We start from the raw sequence: 23,200 nt of genomic DNA, 5'->3' as shown, positions 1-23,200 counted from the left end.
AAGAAAAGGTTTTTTACCTTCTTTTAGATTTTATGCTAAGTCGTAAAGGCCAATAAAAAGCTAATAAGCCCCCTGCATCGCTTAATGAATAAGGGTACTCAATCGATCTCAGTATATTCATAACGCTCATTTGCATATTTAACAGGCCAATCCCCGCATACACGGGGGAAACATTAGCAGTATCAATATACTTTTCTAAATCAAAGGTCTATCCCCGCATACACGGTGGAAACATCATTATCAATATTGAAAGGAAGCCTATTTAAGGTCTATCCCCGCATACACGGGGGAAACACCTTAAAATCAAGTCATAAGTCTCTTTGTGTGGGTCTATCCCCGCATACACGGAGGAAACTAATACATATGGGCTTATGAATAGTGCTTAGGAGGTCTATCCCCGCATACACGGGGGAAACGGCACGTGAATTAGCAAAAGAAGTTGAAAAATAGGTCTATCCCCGCATACACGGGGGAAACATCCCCTTTAAGTACAATCCACCCGAAGAATGAGGTCTATCCCCGCATACACGGGGGAAACGGGTACATTCGATTATTATCCTACGCTGCCTACGGTCTATCCCCGCATACACGGGGGAAACAGACAATGCGAAATGAACGGCGATAGAATACAAGGTCTATCCCCGCATACACGGGGGAAACTCTTAAACATTTTTAAAAAAATTATCGCCGGGTCAAATAAATTCCATCATGAGCGACAATAGAGACGGGAGGAGTACCCAACGTTAAAATTCCTTGATAGCTAGGACTCTCAGTATCTTTCCAAGTCATTAAAATAGAACCTCCTCCTAATAAATCAAACCATTCTTCTAAAACATTCCAAACTCGATCCCTGACTCCCTTTGACATGGTTGGAGAGGTGTAGATGCCAGGCCCTATTTCAAGCATACATGAAGCCAAGAATCCACGAAAGCGGGGAGCTACATCTCGAGTAACAACAACGATCACTTTATTTCCTCTTCTTTAGCCAATAAATCCTTAATACAAGTGATCATCTGAGAAATAAGCTTTTTTTCTTTAAAAACCTTTCCTGCATGTTTTCTCACTTGACGATCAATATCGCTACCGTTACCTCTTTCGAGCTCTTTAACCGCCTCAAAGGCGATTGGAATGGTAAAATTATGGCGAAACAGATCAGCCACATCTAAAATAAATGCATTGCTAGAATCTTCATGGATAAACCCGAGTTGGGGTATTGCACCTATTGCTGCTACTGCAATAGTCGCAGCAGCTTCGACAGCCGTTGCTGCATGGTTAATCGATTGATTTGGCAGATCTGCAGCGCCAGGATTGCTGCGATCATATTTTCGTCCACACCAATTGATCTGATATTTCTTTGCCAATTGGTTATACATTTCTTTAACCCTAACTCCTTCAATCCCCCTCATCACATTGATGTTAGCATCAGGAAAGATCTCATCTAAACGCAATGCATACATTTTGCGAGCCATATAAAGCCTTGAGTCTAAATTACCCCAAAGCGTAGCTTGTCTCCTCGCATACAATGAATCGTTAGGTCCCAAAGGATGAGCGCTATACACTTTGACCCCATTTTCACCAACAGCAATTAAACCACATTGATGCCTTGCTAATAAGCGAAACGCATCATGTGAAACAGTCGTTCCAGGCCCCATTAGAAATAAGGAAATATTCTGGAAGGGAATGGCGTAATTACCAGCTTCCATGTGACTAGATTTAGCCGCTATAAAATGCAAATTCCCATCTTCAACATATAAATTACCATATTCAAGCCATAGTAACCCATACCGATCCACGTGAGGAATTCTAGCTGTCTCTAGTCCTAATCGACGAATAACCATTAACCACCTTCAATTGGATGTAAAAGTAACATTCCAAATCCAAAAGAACGATGACGGCCAACCCCTCGCTCCAACAACGAACAAAAACTTTTTCCATCTAATATTCTTAACACCCCTTTCAAGACAACATCGGGGCGCTCTAAAATGGCAACCTTTCTTTTTTGATTGCGTCTTTGAAATTTGGTAAACTGAAAGGCGTCTACTCCAACTTTTTCAACTCTCACACTATCATTTTTTTCTAATTGCTCTTTTAGCCATTCCTTATAAACATCAAACCGTGTCATTGACTGACTTGAGTCATCCCCTAAGCTCTTTGTATATTCTATATGAGCCAAATAGGCATCTTTTTCACCACCAGAGGAGTTTTTGCTAGAACGCTTGATGGGACAAACTCTGACCTTAAAGCCCAGTACCAAACCATTACCCCAATCAGAAGGCATTTGCTTCTCACTAAAATGCTCCCATTTCACAACTTCATAGCAAGAAGGATCTGCAAAAGCTTGTGCATGTTCTATAAATTTAGATTTAGAAGATGTACTGTAGGCTAGCACTGTTAAGTATCTGGATTCCCCTCCCGATACAAAGAATGGTTTTGGCGCCATCTCTCCCCAAAGTTCAGACACCAGGCTGTGAACAGCATAACCATCATCACAGGAGTTACTTAACAAGCCTCGCCTTTTGGCAAAATCGTAAAATCGCACCGTGTCTATAAGAAATCGAATCATGTACAAAGACTGTGTCATCTCATTTCCTCGCCTTGCTTTAATGTTATTGTTCCAGCTTGCATCATGCGCCTGCCACAATGAATTTGATTGCCCCAGTCCCTCTCATCCGTAATAGGAAAAACGTGTACTTTCCCTAAAAGCTCTTCTTCAATAGAACACCAAACGGGCAAACTAAGATTTGCATGCATTGAAAGGGCTTGCTTTGCCAAAGGAACAGAACTCAAAGCTTCCAATAAAGACTTAACATACATCTTTCCATAAAAAATGGGCTCTGCGGGGATGCAACACTTTCTTCCAATAAACAACGGCCTTGCAGGATATAAAAGTGCTTGTTCCAAGCAAGCTATAGTCAATCCTTCTATCAGAGGATTTAAAGTAACAGCTACAGTATAAACGGCATCAGACCAATAGTGTCGATAACGAAGGTGCGTCCCCTCACTAGAATCTCCACCTCTCTCTTCAACCTTGTGATACGTTGTCCACCCTGTCTTTTTAAGATATTCTTGCCCCAAATCAACAGTCTGGTAATCAATCAACTTTTTTCCTAGACTATCACAGCGAATGGCAATACGAAGGCTGTTTTGCAACTGCTGCAATTTAATGCTGTCTCGATGCTCATACCCAAGAGCATTTCCCAACATTCCCGTTAACATAGAAAGTGCGGGAAATTCGCGTATGAAACCTAAATTATCAACCATCGCTCCACCTAAAGCTATCATGGGAGCAGATAGACGAAGTATCAACACATCCATCATTCATGACCTCTAAGAGAGTCTACCACCCAAGTAGTCAACTCTTTAATCCCTTGAAATTCCTGTAAATTAGCTAGAGCATCTACTTGTGCCATTTCTCCCATACAAGCAACTCCTCTCCTATTTTGAGTCGCATACATGGCATCTAATTCTTTTATATGCCTCGTCAAAGCATTGTAAGTATTATTTAAAAGATCTGGTTGATCTTTAACAGGTTTTAGGAATGCATTTGCAAACGTACACGGCTGCCCGTTCCCCATCTCTGCCATCAGTAAATGAGCGTACGCATAAGGCGCTGTCGATCCTAGCTTTGCACCTGGAGAAACTCTTGCAATCAAATGAATCAGATTTTCAATGACTTTAGCGACAACGTCAAATGAATACCCTTCTAAATTAGAAAACAGCAATGGAATATCAATGACGACATAGCCATAATAAAGTCCAGTTGTTAGTTCCGTGTTATTAATATGTCCGCTACCCAATTGAACCAAATCGTCTACTACAGAGAAATAGTCATTTTCACTAGCTTCTCCATGCACTGTAAAGGCATGTGCTACATGAATGGCAGCATCTACTCTGGCCAAAAGATCCGAAGTCACCATGCGCCCAAATAAAACTCCATCAAGGCCTGCCGCTGCTTTTCCAAGCGCTTTCAAATTATTTTTGAGTTCTTTAGGAATTGCATTCTCAACATCTTTGCTTTTTTTCGGATTGTCTAACGTATTGCACAGCGTTCTAGTAAGATTAAGAAGATAGTCAATTTCTACCTTGCCCAATACGACGACAGCCTTGCACTCCAACTCGTTTTGACTGTTCCTTTCGTCTTCATTTTTTTTAGGTTTCTCACTTTTTTTCTCACTTTTTCCAAGTACAGCAGACATTAGAGCTTCCGTGATTAAACGAACTTTCTCAGGGGAAAACTCTAACAAAAGTGGCTCTACAATAAATTTTTCAAAGATCTGCCGAGAGCGGGTAGACATAGGAATACCGATGTCTTTTAAACTATACTCTCCTTCGTGCGTACGCCAATGGCGTTTTAAACACTGAGATGATATTCTCGTTCTTGAAACTCCTCCGAATACGATTCTTTTGGCAAATCCAGCTTCATCGCGATTAAGAAGCGTTCCTGGATAAGATGATAAATAATGAATTTGAAGAAAGCGATTCTCCATATGAAACTCCAATAATAAGCTATGAATGGTAAAAATAATAATCTTGGGCAATTTTGCGGCGAACCTGTAAGCCCATCGAATGATTGAAAAGAACAAGCCCTGACAATTCACAAAGATTTGTCGATATTCCTTTGGATGAAAGAAAACGAGCGAGGCACATTAGCTCTCGCTTTATTGTAATAGAATTTGCATTCAAGAGTTTAGTCAACCTAGCCTCGGAATATCCAGCCTTCTGCAACACGCTTCCAAGCGATTGACTAATGTCATGCAATCCTTTCATATGGGCAAAAGCAGCCAAAACCACCCTCCACTCATCTAGTAGCTGAGTCAAATCATAATCAGAACAAATGGTTGCAATTTTCCAAAAAACAGCTTTTGGCAATTCTAGATCGGCCGACCTGCGCAAATCAGCAAGATCTGCAGGAGAAAGGTATTTAATACTGTCGACTAATCGTAAAATTTTCTCTGAATGTGAATTCCCTTGAAAAGACGAATTGACAAAAGAATTGCATTGCTTCTCCTTATCTTGCATGATCAGATCCTCTTAATTTAGCTGATTCAATTTTAAACGTTTTTTCTGCCAAAGCCACAGCTTTATAATAGCGAACAGAAGATACAAGCATTTGTGAAACAATCTCTTGCAAAACGCTCCAAGCTTTTTCATCTAAAAGCTGCAACCATTCTGCCTTTGCAACATCTGGATCAGATTCTAAATGCTTCCAAAGGAATGGAAAGAAAACTAGATCAATGGCCGCTTCAAAGTTTTTCACGCAATGAGCAGCAATGTCTGAATGATTGCTTTTAGGTTCGGCTTGAAAGAATCTGAGAATGGAACGCCTTAAGACATCCTTGCTAAATCTGGCCGTATCATCGAGCCGTCGTTTTACAAAATCGGAAAATTTTAGACGTGCTTCCGAATTAAACAAGAGGGTGCGTGCCTTACCCGGAATAGGAAGATGTCGTTCATAAAATCCTTCCGTGATCCCTTGGCCTCGGACGAGTGCTTGCATGATGCATAGCAATTCATTGGGATCATTACTTTGAAGCTTTTGGCAAATTCCAGGCTGGTATTCACCGGAGAAGAGTAAATCAAAAACAACTTCATAGCTGAATCCCTTAGAAGAAACAGTCAAACCTTTCCCACTTTTTTTAACTGGAGTCCAGGGATCGCCCGTGTTTCCAAAAGCTTTTGTTCCTATGAGAGGACCTCCACTCGCCTTAAAATAGGCACAAATCGTTTCTTCGCTTTTTCTCAAGCGGATCCTACGGCAAATTTCGATGAAAAATGGATCTAACTGATCAAGGCTTAATCCTCTCTTCCCATCCCAAGTGTGTAGCCAAAGCAAATGCAAGCCATTATTCGAATGATAGCCATAATCTTCAGCAAGCTGGTCTCTAGCTTTACAAAGCACTTCCACATCGCGCCTAAATCTCATTCCAATCTGATGAGAAGGGGTATAAGCAATGCATGGTCTACTGCCAAACCCTCCATTCATCCTATAAATACCATAGTTCCCAATCCCGAAGAATCCTTGCATTGTTTGGAGTGTTATTAAAGCATAAATCCAATGATCAGCTTCTTGACCAACAATACGTTGTCGTTTAATGTCGTGATTTTTCGAGGTTGCTAAGATATCTAATTGATCAGGCGTTTCAATGTCGCACTTGAAGCTATCAAGACAGCCTTCTGGAATAACTGGTTGCATAAAAGCTGGCTCGGATAAGTTTTCATTGATTAAATGCCAAGCCTCTTCACCTCCAACCTCCTGAGTCAAAGCTGATAATCGATATGCCCATTCATGGGCCTGGCTTTTATCAAAATTATCATTTCCCCGAGTTATGGCTATTGCAGCAAGCTGCACGAGAAAAGCATGCCAAGCATGCGACTGATGAAGCTGAAGCGCGACAAAAGATTCAATATCACCTCCAGATAATTGAGCCAGTACTTCTGGCAACGTCATAGTTTTACGAGATTTCCCCGGAAGACAAACTCGAATGAGAGAATCTTTTAATAAATTATACATCCAAATGCCCCTCTATGTTATCCGTAGAATTTAAACGCAATCCCAAACGGTCATAAATGAATTGCTTGTTTCCAAAGCTGAAATAGACTCTATCGTTATCAAAGACAAACTCTTTAATACCTGTATCTTCCGGTATCTCCTCTATTTGCCATCCAGGGATCGTAAGGGTTGTTATCTGACCTTTGAAAGGACTGTCAAAAGGAGAAGAAAAAGAGACTTGGACATCCCCTTCTCCAAGGCGAGTTTTAATTTCGGCTATCGTCTCGGGAAATAATGAATCCGGTTCCCCAAAAAACACCTTGCGATTGATCATATTTAACTTAGCTATGCTCTTGTGCGCATATAGACGACCATGATTCAGCTTGTGATGCGCAATCCAAGGCTCTCCATATCGCAAAATTAGATTTTGTAACTTTGTAGGATGCAAGACCTCTTCAACCAAGAGCCTATTCATAGAAGGGATGCAGATATAATCTTTACTTTGTAAAACTTCCCATGTGGCCTGCAAGATTGCTAGATCTTCATAAACAGTTCCAAATCCATACTTGCCTTTAGCAACTCCACGAATATTAATCATTTGCCCCAAGTTTTCTTCGGGAATAAGCACTACTGCTTGGGCTTTTCTATACTCAAGCGGTCTCTCAGAGCCAGATCGGTCATGCCGATGCAAACGCCCAATTCTTTGTAGAAAAATATCGATGGGGCATAAATCAGTAATCATCAGATCAGCATCCAAATCCAAACTTTGCTGAACAGTCTGTGTTGCCACTGCTACACAGCCCCCTTTTTGCCTTTCTTTCCCAAAAGATAGCTCGATGGCATGATCCAATGACTCTCTATCTATTTTTGCAAAGCGCGCATGGTGCAGCGTAAGTCTATTTTCACATTGAAACAATAAAGAGTGCTGCTCGGACAATGCCATCTCTTCTAAAGCCAGCTGCGTTTGAATGGCATCTTGTACAGTATTCCGTATAATCAAAACTTTTGCACCTTTCTGAGCCGCTTCAAGAGCTAATTTAACAATCTCTTGCGGCCTATCAATTTTATCGAGAAGAGTCATTTGAACTTCTTTTTCACGCGCATTCGAATGAACTGCAATAGCCTGCGATTCTTTTCCAATTTCATGGCAAGTGACTAATGGATAAGGCGTACAGCAAGATTTTTCATAGTCTTCGCTTACCTCATGAAAGCCTGGATCACTAGTCTTGATAAAAAGTCTTTTAAATTGTAAGCGGGCCGAGCATCCAAGGGTAGCCGACATCAATAACGCATGCCCTCCAGCTTTTATATGATGGCTTAAAACATCTTCTAATAAACGATTCATATACGCATCACTCGCATGCACTTCGTCAACAACGATTAAATGTCTTAAGAGACATGCTGAACGCATATGTGCATGCTTAACCTGAAGTGTCGATAAAAGAATTTGGTCGATTGTTCCAACTATTATGGAACCTGCAAGAAAACGCTTCGGATTTTCCGAAGCCCACCCACGGAAATTCATTGTTTCTTGATCGTCATCCCATAAGACATCAAAGGTAGTCAGAATTCTCTCACCTACTTTACCATCTACATGAATGTAGCCAGGAACGGCTAAATGAACGGGAAGATATGGCTCCTCATTCACACAACTTTGCTTAATGATTTTACAAATGCGGGAATACATTTGAGTCGCAGCAGTACGAGTTGGCAAGGCAAAGTATAACCCATCAACAACCCCCGACTTAAATAAAGAAAAAAAGCGTGCTAATGCAGCTTCTGTTTTACCTGTACCAGTCTCACCTTCTAAGATGCTAATAGATCCATCTAAAGGTATGGGTAAATTTCCCATCACTTCTTGGCAAGGTCTGGGTGAGAAGCCAAAAATGTCCGAAAAACGCTCAGCATTCCAAGACATATTTTCTCTATATCTAGCAGGATTTACTCCCATTTCTTTAATAACTTTACGAGCCATTTCTCTAGCAAACGGCATTCTGTCTTCCTCATATCCATTATCAAATGGAAAAAATTTCACAGTTGATCCCATCCAATCCGCTAGCATAACAACCCCTGCAAATCCATGGTGAAATTCGCTATTAGAAGGCAGCACATCACCTTCTGCTATAAAAGCTTCTGCAAACCAAGCTTGGGTGAAATGACGCAGCATCTTTAATCCCTCAAAAGGATTAAGACCGTTAAATGGTTTCCATAGATATGTTTGAGGATTACTGGTACAAATCAAAGGCTTTCCATGATGGCATATAGTAGCTATGATCAGTCGAAGCATTGGCTCTTGATCGAAAGCCCAACTAAGCATTTTTTCTAAATCTAACGCCTCATACAACAAGCCTTCTTCTTTAACCTGACTGCCAAATAAATCAAGTATAGGCTTTTGATGCCCTTCCCATTTGGATCGCAAAGAAAGGTCGCATTTGGCTTGAAAACCACTATTGAATTTCCCTATGTCATGTAAAGCTGCAATGACACTTAATCGAGCAATGTGTTGGGATGATAAAAAAGAGAGCCCGCCTAGCTTAGCTAATCGCCTATTGAGAATGGTCGAAGTTAAAAGAACTTCTACGCAAGCAGCAACATCTGCACTATGCGCAAAGAGAGAATGCCATCCTGAAACGTCCCCGTTTGGCCCTCTACTTAGCTTTCCCCAAAACTGATTTTTAATCATGTAACTACTCTCAAGATACTGAAAATAAAGATACTATGCCTAAAAATCAATCCACGGTCAAGTTTTAACTCTCATTAAATCAAAAACTAAAAGACTTTAAAACAAAACAATACGCCTTTATTCCCTCTAATTGCAGCTCATAAATCAAGTAATAAAAAAACAAAATTATATATACAGAAACAATAAAAAAATCGATTGGGGATTTAGAATGGAATTGATCAGTGATTCTTAGAAGAAATGACATTTAAGGCGCGCATGAGCGCCCAAATATCGCGCAGCCCAATATGAGTCTGAGTGAATAGCAGATAGGAGGGATTGCTTTTGGGATCGAACTTTTCCCAAAACTTCATCTTCCCATCCAAGTGAAAAAAACTATTAATCAATCTGAATGAAAAACGAGCCACTTGTTGAGACAGAGTGCCTAACCCTACCATTTCGCCCAATTGACTCGTCGGAACGGCTCCAAAGGTGACATAATGACATCCTTCCTTTGCTAAAGTCTCCAGAACAGTCGACAAGAGGATCTCCGGCGTGCCATGAGCAGCACCAGGAATAGGCATCAAGTGATTGATTAGCCACCCCTGCTTGCTTTGAAGGTGATTGAGTACGATGACTCCAATTAATCGATCGCCCTGCTTGGCGTAAAACCAGCGCTTGCCAGCGCGATAATCGAATAAATGGACGTGCGAAATGTGAATCTGAAGCCCTTTCCTGCCTTGCAGCCACGCTTCTCCAATCTCCTCCAATTGCCTTTCAAGACCTGGATTCTCGGGTATATACTCTTCAACAACGACATGTTCTTTTTGCGCATGGCGCACTTTGCGGCGCACGAGGCTGGCATGCACGCCAGTTTTGGCTTTGGGGTCATCATGCGGATCCAAAACGAGCTCTTGACCGAACTCTACAGAAGCCGCACAACTATTTTGCATCGCCCAGTTAGCAAATTGTTCTGTCGCAATGACGTAAATGATATTTCTTATACCTCGCTCACGGCAAAACACAGCAAAGGCTTCTACTAGGCGAGGGACATCCTCCCAGTCGCATAACGGATCGCCGTAAACAATGGCGCAAGAAGACTCAACGCGATAGCCAATCAAACCATCAAGGCCTGGCACTGTAAAAATGCTGCATAAAGGATCTAAAATAGCATCTGAGCAAGAACCTCCAAAGCGGCGTACCCATTCAATAATGCGACTGCGATCCACTGTTGCCTCTTCCGAACTCTCTTGCAAACTTGCCATTTCCAATTCCTTTCATCAACCTAAACCAATGCTGTTTTACAGGGATACATGTACGATAATAGCTGAATGATCCCTTAGCAAAATGAAGCTAGATCATTCAAACATGCGGCCCTCCACTCTAAGCAACCGTAATCGAGTCGTCTAAATACACATCTTGAATGAGCTGCAATAGCTGAATTCCTTCTTTCATAGGACGCTGAAAGGCTTTTCTTCCAGAAATCAGCCCCGTTCCGCCGGCGCGCTTATTGATAATGGCGGTTTTGATTGCATCGGCCATATCATTTTTTCCTGCTTCACCGCCTGAATTAATCAATCCAGACCGCCCCATGTAGCAATTGACGACTTGGTATCGAGTTAAGTCGATGGGATGATCGGTGGTAAGTTTTTGATAAACAAGTTCACTCGTTTTACCATAGTTAGCAAGGGCCTTGAAGCCGCCATTATTGGTTGGCTGCTTTTGTTTGATGATATCGGCTTCAATTGTTACTCCAAGGTGATTCGCTTGCCCGGTCAAATCAGCACTCGTCGAATAGTCTTTATCCTGCTGCTTGAAAGCAGAGTTGCGCAAATAGCACCAAAGCACCGTTGCCATTCCTAGCTCATGAGCTCTTTGAAAAGCTTTGCTTGTTTCCTGAATTTGTCTGTGGGATTCTTCAGAGCCAAAATAGATTGTCGCCCCAATAGCCGTGGCACCCATCTCCCAAGCCTGCTCTACTTGCCCAAAATAGATCTGATCATAGCTATTAGGATAGCTTAATAGCTCATTGTGGTTCAGTTTCACAATAAAGGGAATTTTATGCGCGTAGCGGCGAGCGACTGCCCCTAAAACGCCTAAAGTAGAGGCAACGGCATTGCATCCCCCTTCGATGGCTAACTTGACGATATTTTCAGGATCAAAATAGTCTGGGTTAATGGCAAAACTTGCCCCTGCAGAGTGTTCTATCCCTTGATCGACTGGAAGAATCGAGAGATATCCTGTTCCACTCAAGCGTCCATGATTAAAAATTTGCGCCAAATTGCGCAAGACTTTTGGATTCCGGTCTGACTGACTCACGACGCGGTCGATAAAATCGGGCCCTGGAAGATATAGCTTATCTTTTGAAATCGTTTTGCATTCGTGGTCGAGTAAAGAGCGCGCCTCATTTCCCAATAAATTTACAATAGAACTGTTCGTCATAAAATCATCCTTTTCACTAAACGTGTACAAAATAGCTGAAAAATTATTTTCTGGCTGCTGTAAAGCTAAATCTGCCTTAAGGTTAATAACGACTCTAACAAGGCTTTAGTCTGTTCATAGCTGCGATGCTCAATGGCTTTCATTCCCAAATGTTGACCAAATTCTGCGAGTAAAGGACGGTCATCAATATAAATGACCTGCTCCGGTTTGACCTGAGCCAAGTCGAAAGCTAAGTAGTAAATCTCTTTGTCAGGCTTGCGCAAGCCAACAAAGGATGAAACCACAAATATATCGACAAACTCTTTCATTTTGAATTTTTCAATCCGGTTGTGCATGAGCTCGCGCCCCTCATTGCTGACAACCACCACTTGCATTTCCTTTTCCCGTTTCACTTGCCTTACCAGCTCTAACATCAGATCATAGGGCTTGGATTGCTCAAACATGAATTGCTTGAATTCTTCGATGGAAAAAGAGCGGGGCTCGTAAAATACCATCCACTTGATGTAGTCATCTAAGGAGAGCTTGCCAATTTCAAACGCATCAAAAAGCAGGCCGTGCCGTTTATTCATTTCCTCATAATCTAAATCGAACAGCTTAGAAGCCTCTTCACGCATATGTCGATCCCAGCCGTTCGTTAGTAGAACCCCTCCGACATCTAAAAATAGAGACTTAAAAGGGTGAATCTTCATGAAGCTCCTTGCCATTATCAATTTTTCTTAGCATCGCCAATACAACTGCTGCCGCACCAATCACACCCACTTCTTTTCCAAGCTTGGCCGGGATAATTTGAAGCTTTTGCGTGGATGCTTTTAATGCCAATTCACGAACACCTTTCTCTATCAGAGGAATAAACTCCGGGATACCATCAATAATCCCGCCGCCTAAAATGAGGCAGCAAGGATTGATTGCATGGATTAAATTGACGCAGCCAGCAATCAGTGCTTGCTTGACTTTTTCCAAAATCAGGAGTGCCAAAGAATCGCCATAACGATAGGCCTCAACAACGATTTTGGCATTCACATTCTCGATCTTTCCGTTTGCTTGTTGAAGCATGTAATGCCCAGCTTCTTTGTATAAAACAATGGCATCTTGAGCCTGTTTTGCAATACCCCATCCACCAGCAATAGCTTCTAAACAACCGCGGCTTCCACACGTACAAAGAGGGCCTCGAAAATCGATGCTCATGTGCCCCACTTCTCCACAAGTATTGCTGCAGCCAGTTAGCAATTTACCGCCGGATACGATTCCGCTGCCAATGCCTGTTCCAACGAATAAACAAATCAAATCTTGATATCCCTTACCAGCCCCGAAAAGCCACTCACCCCACGTAATGGCGCGTACATCATTAATGAGTTGAATCGGCAATCCGGTTATCTTCTGCAAATTGTCGCGCAAAGGAATATCTCTCCAGCCCGGCAGATTGGGTGCAAACTGAACAACTCCTGTCTGGTCATCAATTTGCCCCGCCACTCCAATTCCCACGCCTTTTATCAACATAGAAGATCTCGCATTCAGCTCTGCAATCCCTCTCAACAATTGTTCTTCAATTGCCCGAGGACCATTCTTAGAATCTGTTTCAACGCGAATGCTATCAATGACCGTACCAGAAGATGTGACTACACCCATTTCGATTTTCGTTCCGCCAAGATCGACGCCAATCGCACAGTCTGTCTCTTTTAACATAGCCCTTTCTCGTATTGTTATAAAAAAAGATATATAAAATCTGCCTGTTTTTAGCGAGCAACAAATCAATTGTAGATCGTTCCTTATCGTTTCATTTTTGAGTTGAGAAAAAATAGGCCTGTCTCTCATCGTCCTAATCGAATTCGATCAGAGGTTAGTCATGCTAAAAAAGCCGCTCTTTCTAAGTTTCATACTGGGATGTTCTCTCTTATTGGCCCCTGCAAAAGGCTATTCTCAAAAAGCGGCAAAAGAGGCCGATTCCCGCTTATCGCCCTCTTTTCTAACAAATTTTGAGTCCTACGCTGAGGGGGCAAGACTTGCCTGGCAAGTTCCTGGAATGGCCATTGGTATTGTCAAAGACAATCAAACAGTCTTTGCTAAAGGATTTGGTGTTAAAGAACTTGATGGAACAGAAGAGGTGACGCCGGCTACTCTTTTTGAAATTGGCTCAATCTCAAAGTCTTTTACAGCTACTCTCGTGGCTATGATGATAGATGAAGGCAGGCTCAATTGGGATGGGGCCGTCATCGATTATCTGCCTGATTTTATCCTATACGATCCTTGGGTAACAAAAGCCTTCCAAATACAAGATCTATTAGCGCAACGCAGCGGCTTAGCTCCCCACGCTGGGGATGGACAAGTCTACTTTGGCGCTACAAGGCAAACCCTCATCAATCATTTGCGCTTCATCAAGCCAGTCTCAAGCTTTCGCTCGCAATATGCATACCAAAATTCTTTTTTCGTGGTAGCAGGAGAAATTTTGAAGCTGGTTTCAGGCTTGTCATGGGAAGAGCTTGTAAAAGAGCGGCTGTTTATGCCTCTTGGCATGAAAGATAGCAATACCTCTTTAAAGGACTACAAAGCTTACAAAGACATTAATCAGCTGCACAAACGCATTGGAGGGCAAATAAAAAAACTCCCTGCCGATTATCCTTATCGCAGCGTTTATACAACTTTTGGACCTGCAGGAGGAATCAACTCAACCATTGTTGACATGACACAATGGCTTAAATTGCAGCTCAATAAGGGCACATTTAAAGAGGCTCCCCTCGTCACCAAAAATAATCTGCAGCGGCTACACAAGCGCTACATTCTTACCGAACAGTTTTTAGATAGCGATAATTATTATGGATTGGGCTTATGCATTCGCGACTATTCCCCCTATTCGATCGTCTGGCATGATGGAGGCACGGCAGGATTTAGCAGCATGATGGCATTTATTCCAGAAGAAAACCTAGGAATCGTCATTTTAACCAATGCAAGCAACATCAAGCTCGGTCATGCACTCGCCTTGCAGTTTTTCGATCTTTACTATCGGCATCCATCAAGAGATTGGAGCAAAGAGCTTTTAGAAAAGCAGATGCTTGCTGAACGAAAAGAAAAAGAGAAGCTGAAGCAGCCTGTGAATCCAGAGCCACCTCTTGCACTAGATAAGTACACAGGCATCTATTCCAATCCCGTTTTTGGAAAAGTCGAAGTTGACATTCACCAGCAAAAGCTGCATTTAACCATGGGAGCCAATCATACAGAATTCTTACTCGAACACTGGAACCGCGACAGCTTTGAATTGCTGTGGCCTGCGCTAGAAGAGGATGGTAAAATGTTTATTACCTTTACCATTGATACTGAAGGGCAAGCCGCCCAATTTACCATTCCTTCATTAGATGAGGGCAACAACTTATTCAAGCGGCTCTAATCCCCTTAATGCACCTTAACCCGTGCATCTTTAATCCGTGTTCAATCGCTTTAGATGCGCAGCAGATAGCTTTTTGGTGAAGGCAATGGTTGATCAATCGCTGAGCTCCCCTTGCGATTTTCACCTGTTGCCAATGGCAAACGTGAAGTTACCTGTTTATTCTCCTGCGAATTGACTTTATTGATTTCATTGCATTAAGATACTGCACCATGGCACGGGGTGCATCTGTTAGCTCAAGGAATTCAAATGATTTGAGTAAAACTTTTGCTGAAATGATACTCGCATGACCTGATCTGGGTTATACCAGCGTAGGGATGTCATCAAATCTTTCCCCCCTTTTGGGGATGCTGCAAGCAAGTCATGGGGTTTCTCATGCCTGCTGCCCCATCCTATACATATTACTTTCTTTTATTCATCCACTTCCTTTTAATAATTAGGTTGCTATGTCATTTCCTATTTTGCAAAGCCGCTTTGCAGACCTTCATGAATATCAACAAAAACAGATCGAAGGCGTTGCCCAAGGCTTAGCTGTTGGAACGATCGTTCCAATCCTCATCAATCCCCTAGAAAAAATCAACACGCGCTTGCAAGTCTCGGCTGTGAAAGAGCCTTTTTTCAAAGCCTTATTTCAAAATCCTTTTAAAGGGCTTCCGGTAGCAGTTACCAATAGTGTTTCTAAAAACATCTTTCTTTTTGGTTTGATCCCCTGCTACAGACAATTAACCGAACGCGTCATAACCGATCAATCCCACGCGAAAATCACTGCAGATGCCTTCTCAGCCTTAACACTCAGCTATCTTCTTTCCCCTTTTCAGATCATGAAGGCTAGGCTCTATACACAAGATAACAAAAATGCCGTTGAAATTTATCGAGACATTCCAAAAGGACGTAAAATCAAGACTCTTTTATCCGGCTCATCTACAACAGCCCTCAAATACACCTTTTATTACCCTTTCTTCTTTTTTACAGCGGATCGACTCGCAAAAAAACTGGAAGGGACTCCTGTACCAGCTAATGCCACTGCAGGTTCCATAGCTGGCCTTGGCTCCGCCTTTTTTACCTATCCATTGGACCTTATGGCTAAAAAGCAAAAATGCTGCACCACACCTGCCACTCTTTTCCACATCGCTTCCAATATTTATAGCGAATCTGGCTGCAGGGGCTACTTCAATGGCTTTGCTAAGGCAAGCCTTCCTCGCTTTGCTATTGCAGGAGCTGCAACCCAAACAATAATTAGCTCTATTAGCCATACACTTAACGAATGGAAAAAAACAAAAGTCTAGGAGCACCCCATGCGTATTTTTCTACTGTTTCTTTTAGCCACCTTCAAAATGTTTCTCCACTGCGAGCAAAAGCCCGCCACTCTTTTATTGGATTGGGCACATAACCCACTCCATATCCCCTTATATGTCGGACAAGAGCTCGGTTTCTTTCAATCAGCCAATACCCCCTTAACTCTTATTGAAAATGTAGATAAAGCCAATACCCTCAATGCCTTGCACAATCAGCAAGCGGATCTTGTCATCTCCTACATGCCTAACACAATTCGAGCCGCTTCTCAGATGGACCTCAAAGTTGTCGGCATTTTAGTAAACAAACCTTTAAGAGCTGTGATCTTTAAAAGAGATGCCCACATTTATTCGATTAACGATCTAAACAATAAGCGTTTAGGAGGATCGCCTGCCGCTTTGACTGCTCGCTATCTCGTCCACCTGCTTAAAAAACAGGGGATACAGCTAAAAGAAATAAGCCCTTTGCGCGGCTCTATTCAAGAAGAGCTGGAGCATGACGTCATTGATGCTGCGATTGGAGCCTTTTGGAACATCGAACCTTTGCAATTTAAGCAAGAAGGATTTCCAACCCGCTTTATTAGGTTAGCTGATTGTGGAAATCTTCCGTATGATGAACTCATCATCGTCTGCCAAACAGAGTGGATCGCCAAGCAACCTGAATGGGCAAGCCGCTTTCAAGAGGCTTTGCAAAAAAGTATTAACTTTTGCCAGAGCAATCCAGATCTGGCCTTTACCATTTACCAGCGCCTGCTATCGCCTGTCGAGACTTGGGAAAGAGCCTCATGGGAGCTGACTTTCCCCCTTTTTTCTCCGAATCAACAAGTCAATCGCTTACAATGGTCCACTTTTCAAGTATGGATGAAAGGCGAAGGTATTGTTGGGGAGGAAGAGTTGCTTGGGCCTCTAATCGAATTCTTGCCTTGAAAAAGCAGTCTTGCAACATTGAAATCCAATTGTCCTAAATCACGCATGCCAAGTTCGACACCCATCATGCGTGATTTAGAGGTGCGAGTTGGGTTGCAATCGCTTGCTTTACATAGCGATATAACGGCTCGTTCACGGTTTTTCCAGACTCAATCAAGCTTCTACTGCCGCTATTATCAATGCAAAGCCAAAAGCCTTTCTGTACATTGCGCTGAATGAGCCATAAATGGCTCTCTGTTTTTATTGTAAAGCCAAGCAGCCTCTCGCTCTCTTCTATTTTCATGACTGGGGCTAAGACGCGACCCTGCAATTCTGCATGCTCAATATGTTGGCCTTGTAGTAGAGGAAATTCTTTCCAGCGAGCTTTTCCCCCAAATAAATCGTAAATAAGCTGATCCGCAATAAAAGCCTCACATGCTTGAATCCATTCCCATTTCCATTTTTTATAGGCAGAGAAAGCTGGAGGAGTTGGAATGGGGGCGGAGATGAGGTCGTTTATTTTAGCTTGGATAATCTCTTTCATTCGATTAGCTTCATCCATTTCACGAGCCACTTTATTTGTGGAGAGGTCTGAGCAGGGCTCGAAATAAGTAAAACGGGCTAGAAATGCGTTTTTGAAGCGATAGGCAAATGATTCTTGAATCTGTTTTTTTTTATTTCCAGTTGGATGCTCCAAACGAGCAATTTAAAGTCTAAATCCCCATACTTAGCTAGCTTCTTTGATCGGCTAGCCATTAATTGATGAAGTCTTCTTTTCTCGGCAATGAAAGGAATGCGAAGTCTACGCTCTCCAGCAAGCGGCTCGGAATTGATCGCCTTGTAGAATTGTTTACAAACCATCGAAAGGTTATTCAAGTCGGTCGTTGCCAAACATTCAACTATTTGAATCTGGACTTCTAAAGGCACATCAATGCCTTGGCCAATGCGGCTGCTTTCAGAACCATGCAAATGGACATGGTTAGTAAAAAAACTGACAGATTGCATTTTGATTAGCTCATATAAACGGGTCTGCCAATGAGATTACCATCTATTTCTATGACTTCCATAGCAAAAGGAAAACGATCAATTTGAATGGCAAGTTCAAGATCTCTTGCTGCAAACCCTGGAAGGGCTGGATCTGCAAAGGCTTTTCCTTCTGGAGAACCTTTAACCCTCTCAAGAAAAGAGCTGGAACTAACCTCTTGGCCCTGAAGTCGTGCGATCAAATAGTCTGCTAAAGCCAAATCCTCATCTCCATCTTCCATGCCCGTTACGATAAATGAAACATGACTCGGAGAGAGCTGTTTAATCTGTTCTAGCGTCGCATCAGCAACCACAAAGCTTGCAACAAGCAAGTGTTCTGCATGACGACACCCAACGACTCCTTGAGTACCAGCAGAAGTGCGCTGTACCAGCCTATGCCCTTTAAGAGAAAGATCTTCAAATTCTGCAGGCGAATTTCCAAAATGAAACCCAGAGATAGGCCTGCCAAATGTTTCGCCCATTAACATCAAAGTAGGGTCATTTTCATACTTTTGAAAAGCTTCTTCTTGAGTCGAAACAAAGATAATTTCTTTAGCACCGGCAGCAAAGGCAAATGCTGCAGTTGTAAAAGCACGCAACACATCAATGATGATACATAGCCCTTTAGCTTGATGACATTCACTTCTACGATAGATTTGACACTTCATTTTTTAACCACTTCCAATTATTCTTTAAAAATGATCGCTTAAGTAATCCATCGAACCATTTTCTCATAAATTTAGCAAATCATTTGGGAATCATCATGAAAAAAGCACTCATTATTGGAGCCTCTTCAGGCATCGGCAAGCAATTGGCTATTACGCTTGCAAGGCACGGCTATGAAGTGGGATTAATGGCAAGACGCATGGAATTGCTACAGACCCTACAAGCAGAAATTCCAAGCAAAACGCACGCTGAGTATATCGATATCGGCAAGCCGTTAGAAGCAATCGGTAGAATGCAGAACATGTTACACACAATGGGCGATCTCGATCTCATGATCATCAATGCAGGTATAGGCTTTCTTAATCCCGAGCTCGACTGGAAAAAAGAGCAGCAAACGATCGATGTAAATATCAGCGGCTTTTGTGCCCTTGCTGGACAGGCTTACAAAACATTTGCCCGGCAAGGCTATGGACATCTGGTTGGCATTTCATCTATCGGCGCCCTAAAAGGTAATCATCTAGCGCCGTCCTATAATGCGTCAAAAGCCTTTATGTCCAATTACTTGGAAGGCCTGCGAAAAAAAGCTTATAGAGATAATCTTCAGATTGTTGTCACGGATATAAAGCCTGGCTTTGTCGATACAGACATGGCCAAAGGAGAGGGAAAATTCTGGATTGCTTCCCCTCAAAGAGCGGCAGAGCAAATTTATACAGCCATTCACACTAAAAAGAAGCACGCTTACATAACAAAACGCTGGAGACTCATTGGCTGGCTCTTGAAGCTCATGCCTGACTGGCTCTACTTTAAAACTTAATTAAGCTTTAAAGTTTGTTTGCCTGCAAATTGCAGGCTTAAAAAAGCTCTCATGCTAACTTTTTGATAAAAAGTGCATGAGGTTCAAAATCGGCTACGATGCATTGAGATAGTTAGTCGGTCCTTTAAGAACCTCAACCTCGATAAAATAGTCAATGTAGTGAATGCATCCATTAGCATCTACAGGGCATTTTTCTAAATAAAAATCAACGACATCCTCTAGAAATGCCTGATGCTTATCGGAAGGAAGCCTTTCTAAATGAGGAAGCCACCCTCTCATCCACTTCATAAATGCTTCTCGACTTTCATACACTTCATCATAGGTGATCATTTCCATCTTTTTTAAGAGCATATTGGCATCTTCAACGTCCTTAAGAAACTTGTGCGGCCTTGCAATTGTAAAGGGACTTGGAAAATCATGAAAATACTCACTCCACTGAGGCGAACTAATCGCGCAGCGCATTGAACGATCGAATCGGGTCCGGCCATGATCCAAAGCAAAGTAGAGAAAGGCTCTGCCTCCTGGCATAAGAGATTTTTCTATTCCTTTTAGAGTAGCTAAATGATCCGGAACCCAATGCAAACAAGAAAAAGAGAGAACTAGATCAAATTCTGACTCATAGTTTAGATCCATGGCATTTTTTGTTTCATAGGATAAATTATCCGGACCATCTTTATCCTTATTGGCATTAGCTTTAGCAATCATGGAATCAGAAAAATCCACACCAACGACGCGAGCATTGGGAAGAAATTTTGCAATGGCTGCTGTAATGCGCCCATCTCCACATCCCACATCTAAAATGCTTTTATCCCCTCGGAATTCAAACCTTTTTAAAGAAGCTATCGCCCACTTATATTGTAAAGAACAATTTTGCTCGTAAAGATCCCCATCCCAATGATTAATTTGATCTACTACTTCACCAAATAAGGCAGCATGAGCAGCTAGAACAAAAACTAAATTTTTAACTACTTTTCTTAACATTTAATTCCTTATCGTTTCATGTTTGTTAACCTTTAGAAAGGCTTATACATCTCTGTATTCAAAAACAATTTATACCTATTTCGAATGCCTTAAACACACGTAAGACCCATCCAAAACATCTCATTTCTCTTTAGCTTTTCTTTCTTGGGCGATCATCATAGGCAAGAACTATTGAAAAGGCAAGGACTTATCAAAACCATTATTTAATCTGAATAAAAAAATTTATTAAATCAAACTATAAGCAACTAAACCTCTAACTACAACATATTCGCAAAGCTATGTTTTAAAAAAAATAATTTATTGAATTAAAATGATAAAAAAAACGAATTATGTAAAAAAAGACGTCCCTTATGCCGTTTAAAGAACGCTTATTCGGCTAATTTCCACTGTAAACACACAGGAGAATAGTAGTGAGTGATTTCATCCAAAACAATCGTAATCTCTTATTGATTGAAGGAATTCTTTTTGCCATTCTTGGTTTCATAGCCATCGCCATTCCAGGCATCTCTACATTAAGTGCAGAGTTATTTATTGGATGGTTTATTCTTTTTGGAGGACTGATTCAAACTTACCGAACCTTTAAAGCGCGCAATGAATCGGGTTTTTGGGGATCGCTTATCGTCAGCCTCCTCTACATCATATTTGGTGTTTTATTATTAATATATCCCGTGGCTGGAGTCATTTCTCTCACCCTTTTAATGATGTTCTTCTTTCTCTTTGAAGGGATTGCCAAAATTATTATGGGTTTTCAGCTGCGCCCACTTAGGCGTTGGGGATGGTTTATATTAAATGGGGTCCTTTCGCTTATCATGGCAGCTATTATTTGGGCTGGATGGCCAGGAACAGCCTTTTGGGTGCTTGGATTACTCGTAGGAATCAATCTGCTCTTTTTTGGACTCTCATTAGCTTTTCTGGCTTTGGGAATCCCCAAGATCGATAAAACCTAAGAGGTTAGTACCTAGGCTGATCTGTATAATCAGCCTGGTTTATTTATTTCTTTGCTTGGCCAATAAAATCCTCAGCCTCTGCATCATCCAAACAATTCCGGCAGCTTATACCTTGCTCCATTTAGACTTATTGGCACGGTAACCATGCATTTTTTTGATTCTTCTATTCCTTCTTTATAGCCCATCCTAAGCTAATAACTTCGTGCTCAATTATTTAAATTATGTTAATCTTACTGACCAATGGAAATGAAAAAGGAGTTTTCTCATGAAACAAGTCACTCGTCTTGGCGTTTATGGCATCGCTCTCGAAGGCAACAAGATTTTACTCGTCTCTAAAGGTCCGAATGGGTGTTACAGAAATAAGCTGGATCTTCCGGGAGGCGGAATTGAATTTGGAGAATCTTCCGAAGAGACGCTAAGACGCGAATTCTTAGAGGAGACAGGAAGGGCCTTTCAAACGATGCATTTAGTCAATAATGTCTCGCATGTATTAGAAGTATTGGACTTACCCTCTCCATACCATTTCCACCACCTTGGCCAGCTTTATTTTATCTCTGGTCTAGATGCTATTCCTTCAACACCTTACGAACAGCATGATTGGTATGATTTTCAACAATTGAAACCTGAACAATTGACTCCTTTTGCTGAAATCGTGATAAAAGATCTTCAAAAGCAACTTCAAATTAAAAATGTCTTTCGTAATTAATCGGCCGTGTCGTCAAGTTGCATTATGAGTTTGACACGCCCTAAGCAAACCAGGATCTGACATGTGTAAAATTGGGTGGGTGACCGATCTGCATCTTGATTATGCCAAGTCCAGTCAACGCGAACATTTTATTGAACAATTGCTCGCCCAGCAACTTGATCTGCTTCTCATCGCAGGCGACATTGCAGAATCCGGAAATTATAAAACAGAGCTCTTGTGGCTATCAGAAAGGCTTCAAATCCCTCTTTATTTTGTCTTGGGAAATCATGACTTCTATGGAAGCCTCATAGACGACATTCGGCAAGAGGCCTCTTCTTTTTGCCAGATGCACTCCAATCTCTTTTACTTAACAACCGAGGCAAACTATCTATCCTTGACGGTTGAGTGGGCTTTAGCCGGACACGATGGCTGGTCTGACGGAAGAGCTGGCGATTATGAGGCCTCTACAATCGAGCTGCGCGATTACCGGGAAATCAGAGACTTGAAATTCCTAACCAAGCAAGAGCGCCAAAAAAAAATTCACAGATTAGCTCAAGTATCGGCATCCCAAGTCGAATTGAAGCTGATCGAAGCATTTAAGCAGCATGACAATGTTTTATTGGTCACTCATGCGCCGCCTTTTATTGAAGCCTGTTTATATGAGAATCATATAGCAGACACAGACTGGGCCCCCCATTTCGTGAATCAAACGCTTGGGGAATCCCTCTTGCGCCTTATGGGCGAGTATAAAAAAAAATCGCTGCTGGTGCTATGCGGACATACTCACCATGCAGCGACTTTTCAACCTTTGCCCAATTTAAAAGTGCTGGTTGGGCAGGCTTCATATGGCCACCCAAAAGGTCAATCGCCACTTATCATCGAAGCCGGAAAGCTTTTCATTGAATAAATGGCTCACGCG

At 42.0% G+C, this 23,200-nt stretch carries 23 protein-coding genes and 1 CRISPR repeat array; of the genes, 7 read left to right on the top strand and 16 right to left on the bottom strand.

Annotation, left to right across the window (positions count from 1 at the left end; translation table 11 throughout):
• Positions 1-144: 144 nt before the first annotated feature.
• Positions 145-660: a CRISPR direct-repeat array (repeat unit 28 nt; unit sequence GGTCTATCCCCGCATACACGGGGGAAAC).
• A 21-nt stretch (positions 661-681) separates the two neighbouring features.
• From cas2e to PNK_RS05550, 12 genes are all read right to left on the bottom strand, one after another.
• The gene (gene cas2e, locus PNK_RS05605) at positions 682-966 is read right to left on the bottom strand and encodes a type I-E CRISPR-associated endoribonuclease Cas2e (RefSeq protein WP_032125552.1); all 285 of its coding nucleotides are present in this window, start codon (positions 964-966) and stop codon (positions 682-684) included.
• A complete protein-coding gene (gene cas1e / locus PNK_RS05600; protein WP_032125551.1) occupies positions 963-1,838 on the bottom strand; it encodes a type I-E CRISPR-associated endonuclease Cas1e in 876 nt (291 codons plus the stop codon). The genes cas2e and cas1e overlap by 4 nt, the downstream gene beginning before the upstream one ends.
• The gene (cas6e, locus tag PNK_RS05595; protein WP_231909308.1) at positions 1,838-2,563 is read right to left on the bottom strand and encodes a type I-E CRISPR-associated protein Cas6/Cse3/CasE; all 726 of its coding nucleotides are present in this window, start codon (positions 2,561-2,563) and stop codon (positions 1,838-1,840) included. Before cas6e ends, cas1e begins: the two co-directional genes overlap by 1 nt.
• Positions 2,564-2,577: 14 nt before the next feature.
• The gene (gene cas5e / locus PNK_RS05590) at positions 2,578-3,315 is read right to left on the bottom strand and encodes a type I-E CRISPR-associated protein Cas5/CasD (protein WP_269446529.1); all 738 of its coding nucleotides are present in this window, start codon (positions 3,313-3,315) and stop codon (positions 2,578-2,580) included.
• Positions 3,315-4,487 carry a type I-E CRISPR-associated protein Cas7/Cse4/CasC gene (gene cas7e / locus PNK_RS05585; RefSeq protein WP_032125550.1) on the bottom strand — a complete coding sequence of 391 codons (1,173 nt, stop codon included), beginning with the start codon at positions 4,485-4,487 and terminating at the stop codon, positions 3,315-3,317. The genes cas5e and cas7e overlap by 1 nt, the downstream gene beginning before the upstream one ends.
• Positions 4,488-4,506: 19 nt before the next feature.
• Positions 4,507-5,019, bottom strand: a complete 513-nt coding sequence (casB, locus tag PNK_RS05580) for a type I-E CRISPR-associated protein Cse2/CasB (RefSeq protein WP_051981965.1) — start codon at positions 5,017-5,019, stop codon at positions 4,507-4,509.
• Positions 5,009-6,511, bottom strand: coding sequence for a hypothetical protein (locus tag PNK_RS05575; RefSeq protein ID WP_059060822.1), 1,503 nt, complete (start codon positions 6,509-6,511; stop codon positions 5,009-5,011). The genes casB and PNK_RS05575 overlap by 11 nt, the downstream gene beginning before the upstream one ends.
• Positions 6,504-9,173, bottom strand: a complete 2,670-nt coding sequence (locus PNK_RS05570; protein WP_059060820.1) for a CRISPR-associated helicase/endonuclease Cas3 — start codon at positions 9,171-9,173, stop codon at positions 6,504-6,506. Before PNK_RS05570 ends, PNK_RS05575 begins: the two co-directional genes overlap by 8 nt.
• Positions 9,174-9,391: 218 nt before the next feature.
• Positions 9,392-10,414: a phosphatidylglycerol lysyltransferase domain-containing protein gene (locus PNK_RS05565; protein ID WP_059060818.1), complete on the bottom strand. Its 1,023-nt coding sequence runs from the start codon at positions 10,412-10,414 to the stop codon at positions 9,392-9,394.
• Positions 10,415-10,532: 118 nt separating this feature from the next.
• Positions 10,533-11,591: a class I fructose-bisphosphate aldolase gene (locus PNK_RS05560; RefSeq protein ID WP_059060816.1), complete on the bottom strand. Its 1,059-nt coding sequence runs from the start codon at positions 11,589-11,591 to the stop codon at positions 10,533-10,535.
• A 65-nt stretch (positions 11,592-11,656) separates the two neighbouring features.
• Positions 11,657-12,280: an HAD-IA family hydrolase gene (locus PNK_RS05555; RefSeq protein ID WP_059060813.1), complete on the bottom strand. Its 624-nt coding sequence runs from the start codon at positions 12,278-12,280 to the stop codon at positions 11,657-11,659.
• Positions 12,261-13,274 (bottom strand): ROK family protein, encoded by a 1,014-nt coding sequence (locus PNK_RS05550; protein ID WP_059060811.1) that lies wholly within the window; start codon positions 13,272-13,274, stop codon positions 12,261-12,263. Before PNK_RS05550 ends, PNK_RS05555 begins: the two co-directional genes overlap by 20 nt.
• 160 nt (positions 13,275-13,434) lie before the next feature.
• Between PNK_RS05550 and PNK_RS05545 the strand changes: the two genes are divergently transcribed.
• From PNK_RS05545 to PNK_RS05535, 3 genes are all read left to right on the top strand, one after another.
• Complete coding sequence (locus PNK_RS05545) at positions 13,435-14,970, top strand: serine hydrolase (protein ID WP_059060809.1); 1,536 nt, start codon at positions 13,435-13,437, stop codon at positions 14,968-14,970.
• A 443-nt stretch (positions 14,971-15,413) separates the two neighbouring features.
• A complete protein-coding gene (locus PNK_RS05540; RefSeq protein WP_059060806.1) occupies positions 15,414-16,253 on the top strand; it encodes an MC/SLC25 family protein in 840 nt (279 codons plus the stop codon).
• A gap of 9 nt (positions 16,254-16,262) precedes the next feature.
• The gene (locus PNK_RS05535; protein ID WP_059060805.1) at positions 16,263-17,186 is read left to right on the top strand and encodes an ABC transporter substrate-binding protein; all 924 of its coding nucleotides are present in this window, start codon (positions 16,263-16,265) and stop codon (positions 17,184-17,186) included.
• A 64-nt stretch (positions 17,187-17,250) separates the two neighbouring features.
• On the opposite strand, the gene PNK_RS05530 is transcribed toward PNK_RS05535, so the two are convergent.
• Genes PNK_RS05530 through PNK_RS05520 form a run of 3 tightly spaced genes read right to left on the bottom strand, consistent with a single transcriptional unit; the run spans position 17,251 to position 18,856 of the window.
• Positions 17,251-17,727, bottom strand: a complete 477-nt coding sequence (locus PNK_RS05530) for a hypothetical protein (protein WP_059060803.1) — start codon at positions 17,725-17,727, stop codon at positions 17,251-17,253.
• Positions 17,728-17,786: 59 nt separating this feature from the next.
• Positions 17,787-18,170 carry an F-box protein gene (locus PNK_RS05525; RefSeq protein ID WP_059060802.1) on the bottom strand — a complete coding sequence of 128 codons (384 nt, stop codon included), beginning with the start codon at positions 18,168-18,170 and terminating at the stop codon, positions 17,787-17,789.
• A gap of 5 nt (positions 18,171-18,175) precedes the next feature.
• Positions 18,176-18,856: a 2-phosphosulfolactate phosphatase gene (locus tag PNK_RS05520; protein WP_051981960.1), complete on the bottom strand. Its 681-nt coding sequence runs from the start codon at positions 18,854-18,856 to the stop codon at positions 18,176-18,178.
• Between the two features lie 95 nt (positions 18,857-18,951).
• Between PNK_RS05520 and PNK_RS05515 the strand changes: the two genes are divergently transcribed.
• A complete protein-coding gene (locus PNK_RS05515) occupies positions 18,952-19,668 on the top strand; it encodes an SDR family NAD(P)-dependent oxidoreductase (protein WP_059060799.1) in 717 nt (238 codons plus the stop codon).
• A gap of 93 nt (positions 19,669-19,761) precedes the next feature.
• Here the strand turns inward: PNK_RS05515 and PNK_RS05510 are convergent, their stop codons facing one another.
• A complete protein-coding gene (locus tag PNK_RS05510; RefSeq protein WP_032125542.1) occupies positions 19,762-20,649 on the bottom strand; it encodes a class I SAM-dependent methyltransferase in 888 nt (295 codons plus the stop codon).
• Between the two features lie 410 nt (positions 20,650-21,059).
• Here PNK_RS05510 and PNK_RS05505 point away from each other — a divergent pair, with 410 nt between their 5' ends.
• The 3 genes from PNK_RS05505 (at position 21,060) to PNK_RS05495 (ending at position 23,188) form a co-directional block, all read left to right on the top strand.
• Positions 21,060-21,596, top strand: coding sequence for an HdeD family acid-resistance protein (locus tag PNK_RS05505; RefSeq protein ID WP_051981959.1), 537 nt, complete (start codon positions 21,060-21,062; stop codon positions 21,594-21,596).
• Between the two features lie 265 nt (positions 21,597-21,861).
• Positions 21,862-22,302: an NUDIX domain-containing protein gene (locus PNK_RS05500; protein ID WP_051981958.1), complete on the top strand. Its 441-nt coding sequence runs from the start codon at positions 21,862-21,864 to the stop codon at positions 22,300-22,302.
• Positions 22,303-22,363: 61 nt separating this feature from the next.
• Entirely contained in the window at positions 22,364-23,188 is an 825-nt protein-coding gene (locus PNK_RS05495; RefSeq protein ID WP_059060796.1) for a metallophosphoesterase family protein, read from the top strand.
• Positions 23,189-23,200: the final 12 nt, after the last annotated feature.

The sequence above is a fragment of the Candidatus Protochlamydia naegleriophila genome, from assembly GCF_001499655.1.
GTDB classification, from domain to species: Bacteria; Chlamydiota; Chlamydiia; order Chlamydiales; family Parachlamydiaceae; genus Protochlamydia; species Protochlamydia naegleriophila.
This window is presented reverse-complemented; position numbering and strand designations above follow the sequence as displayed.

Coding starts and splice junctions, on each gene's coding strand:
- cas1e (WP_032125551.1), bottom strand. CDS start 1,838: ATGGTTATTCGTCGATTAGGACTAGAGACAGCTAGAATTCCTCACGTG.
- cas6e (WP_231909308.1), bottom strand. CDS start 2,563: ATGATTCGATTTCTTATAGACACGGTGCGATTTTACGATTTTGCCAAA.
- cas5e (WP_269446529.1), bottom strand. CDS start 3,315: ATGGATGTGTTGATACTTCGTCTATCTGCTCCCATGATAGCTTTAGGT.
- cas7e (WP_032125550.1), bottom strand. CDS start 4,487: ATGGAGAATCGCTTTCTTCAAATTCATTATTTATCATCTTATCCAGGA.
- casB (WP_051981965.1), bottom strand. CDS start 5,019: ATGCAAGATAAGGAGAAGCAATGCAATTCTTTTGTCAATTCGTCTTTT.
- PNK_RS05575 (WP_059060822.1), bottom strand. CDS start 6,511: ATGTATAATTTATTAAAAGATTCTCTCATTCGAGTTTGTCTTCCGGGG.
- PNK_RS05570 (WP_059060820.1), bottom strand. CDS start 9,173: ATGATTAAAAATCAGTTTTGGGGAAAGCTAAGTAGAGGGCCAAACGGG.
- PNK_RS05565 (WP_059060818.1), bottom strand. CDS start 10,414: ATGGCAAGTTTGCAAGAGAGTTCGGAAGAGGCAACAGTGGATCGCAGT.
- PNK_RS05560 (WP_059060816.1), bottom strand. CDS start 11,591: ATGACGAACAGTTCTATTGTAAATTTATTGGGAAATGAGGCGCGCTCT.
- PNK_RS05555 (WP_059060813.1), bottom strand. CDS start 12,280: ATGAAGATTCACCCTTTTAAGTCTCTATTTTTAGATGTCGGAGGGGTT.
- PNK_RS05550 (WP_059060811.1), bottom strand. CDS start 13,274: ATGTTAAAAGAGACAGACTGTGCGATTGGCGTCGATCTTGGCGGAACG.
- PNK_RS05545 (WP_059060809.1), top strand. CDS start 13,435: ATGCTAAAAAAGCCGCTCTTTCTAAGTTTCATACTGGGATGTTCTCTC.
- PNK_RS05540 (WP_059060806.1), top strand. CDS start 15,414: ATGTCATTTCCTATTTTGCAAAGCCGCTTTGCAGACCTTCATGAATAT.
- PNK_RS05535 (WP_059060805.1), top strand. CDS start 16,263: ATGCGTATTTTTCTACTGTTTCTTTTAGCCACCTTCAAAATGTTTCTC.
- PNK_RS05530 (WP_059060803.1), bottom strand. CDS start 17,727: ATGGATGAAGCTAATCGAATGAAAGAGATTATCCAAGCTAAAATAAAC.
- PNK_RS05525 (WP_059060802.1), bottom strand. CDS start 18,170: ATGCAATCTGTCAGTTTTTTTACTAACCATGTCCATTTGCATGGTTCT.
- PNK_RS05520 (WP_051981960.1), bottom strand. CDS start 18,856: ATGAAGTGTCAAATCTATCGTAGAAGTGAATGTCATCAAGCTAAAGGG.
- PNK_RS05515 (WP_059060799.1), top strand. CDS start 18,952: ATGAAAAAAGCACTCATTATTGGAGCCTCTTCAGGCATCGGCAAGCAA.
- PNK_RS05510 (WP_032125542.1), bottom strand. CDS start 20,649: ATGTTAAGAAAAGTAGTTAAAAATTTAGTTTTTGTTCTAGCTGCTCAT.
- PNK_RS05500 (WP_051981958.1), top strand. CDS start 21,862: ATGAAACAAGTCACTCGTCTTGGCGTTTATGGCATCGCTCTCGAAGGC.
- PNK_RS05495 (WP_059060796.1), top strand. CDS start 22,364: ATGTGTAAAATTGGGTGGGTGACCGATCTGCATCTTGATTATGCCAAG.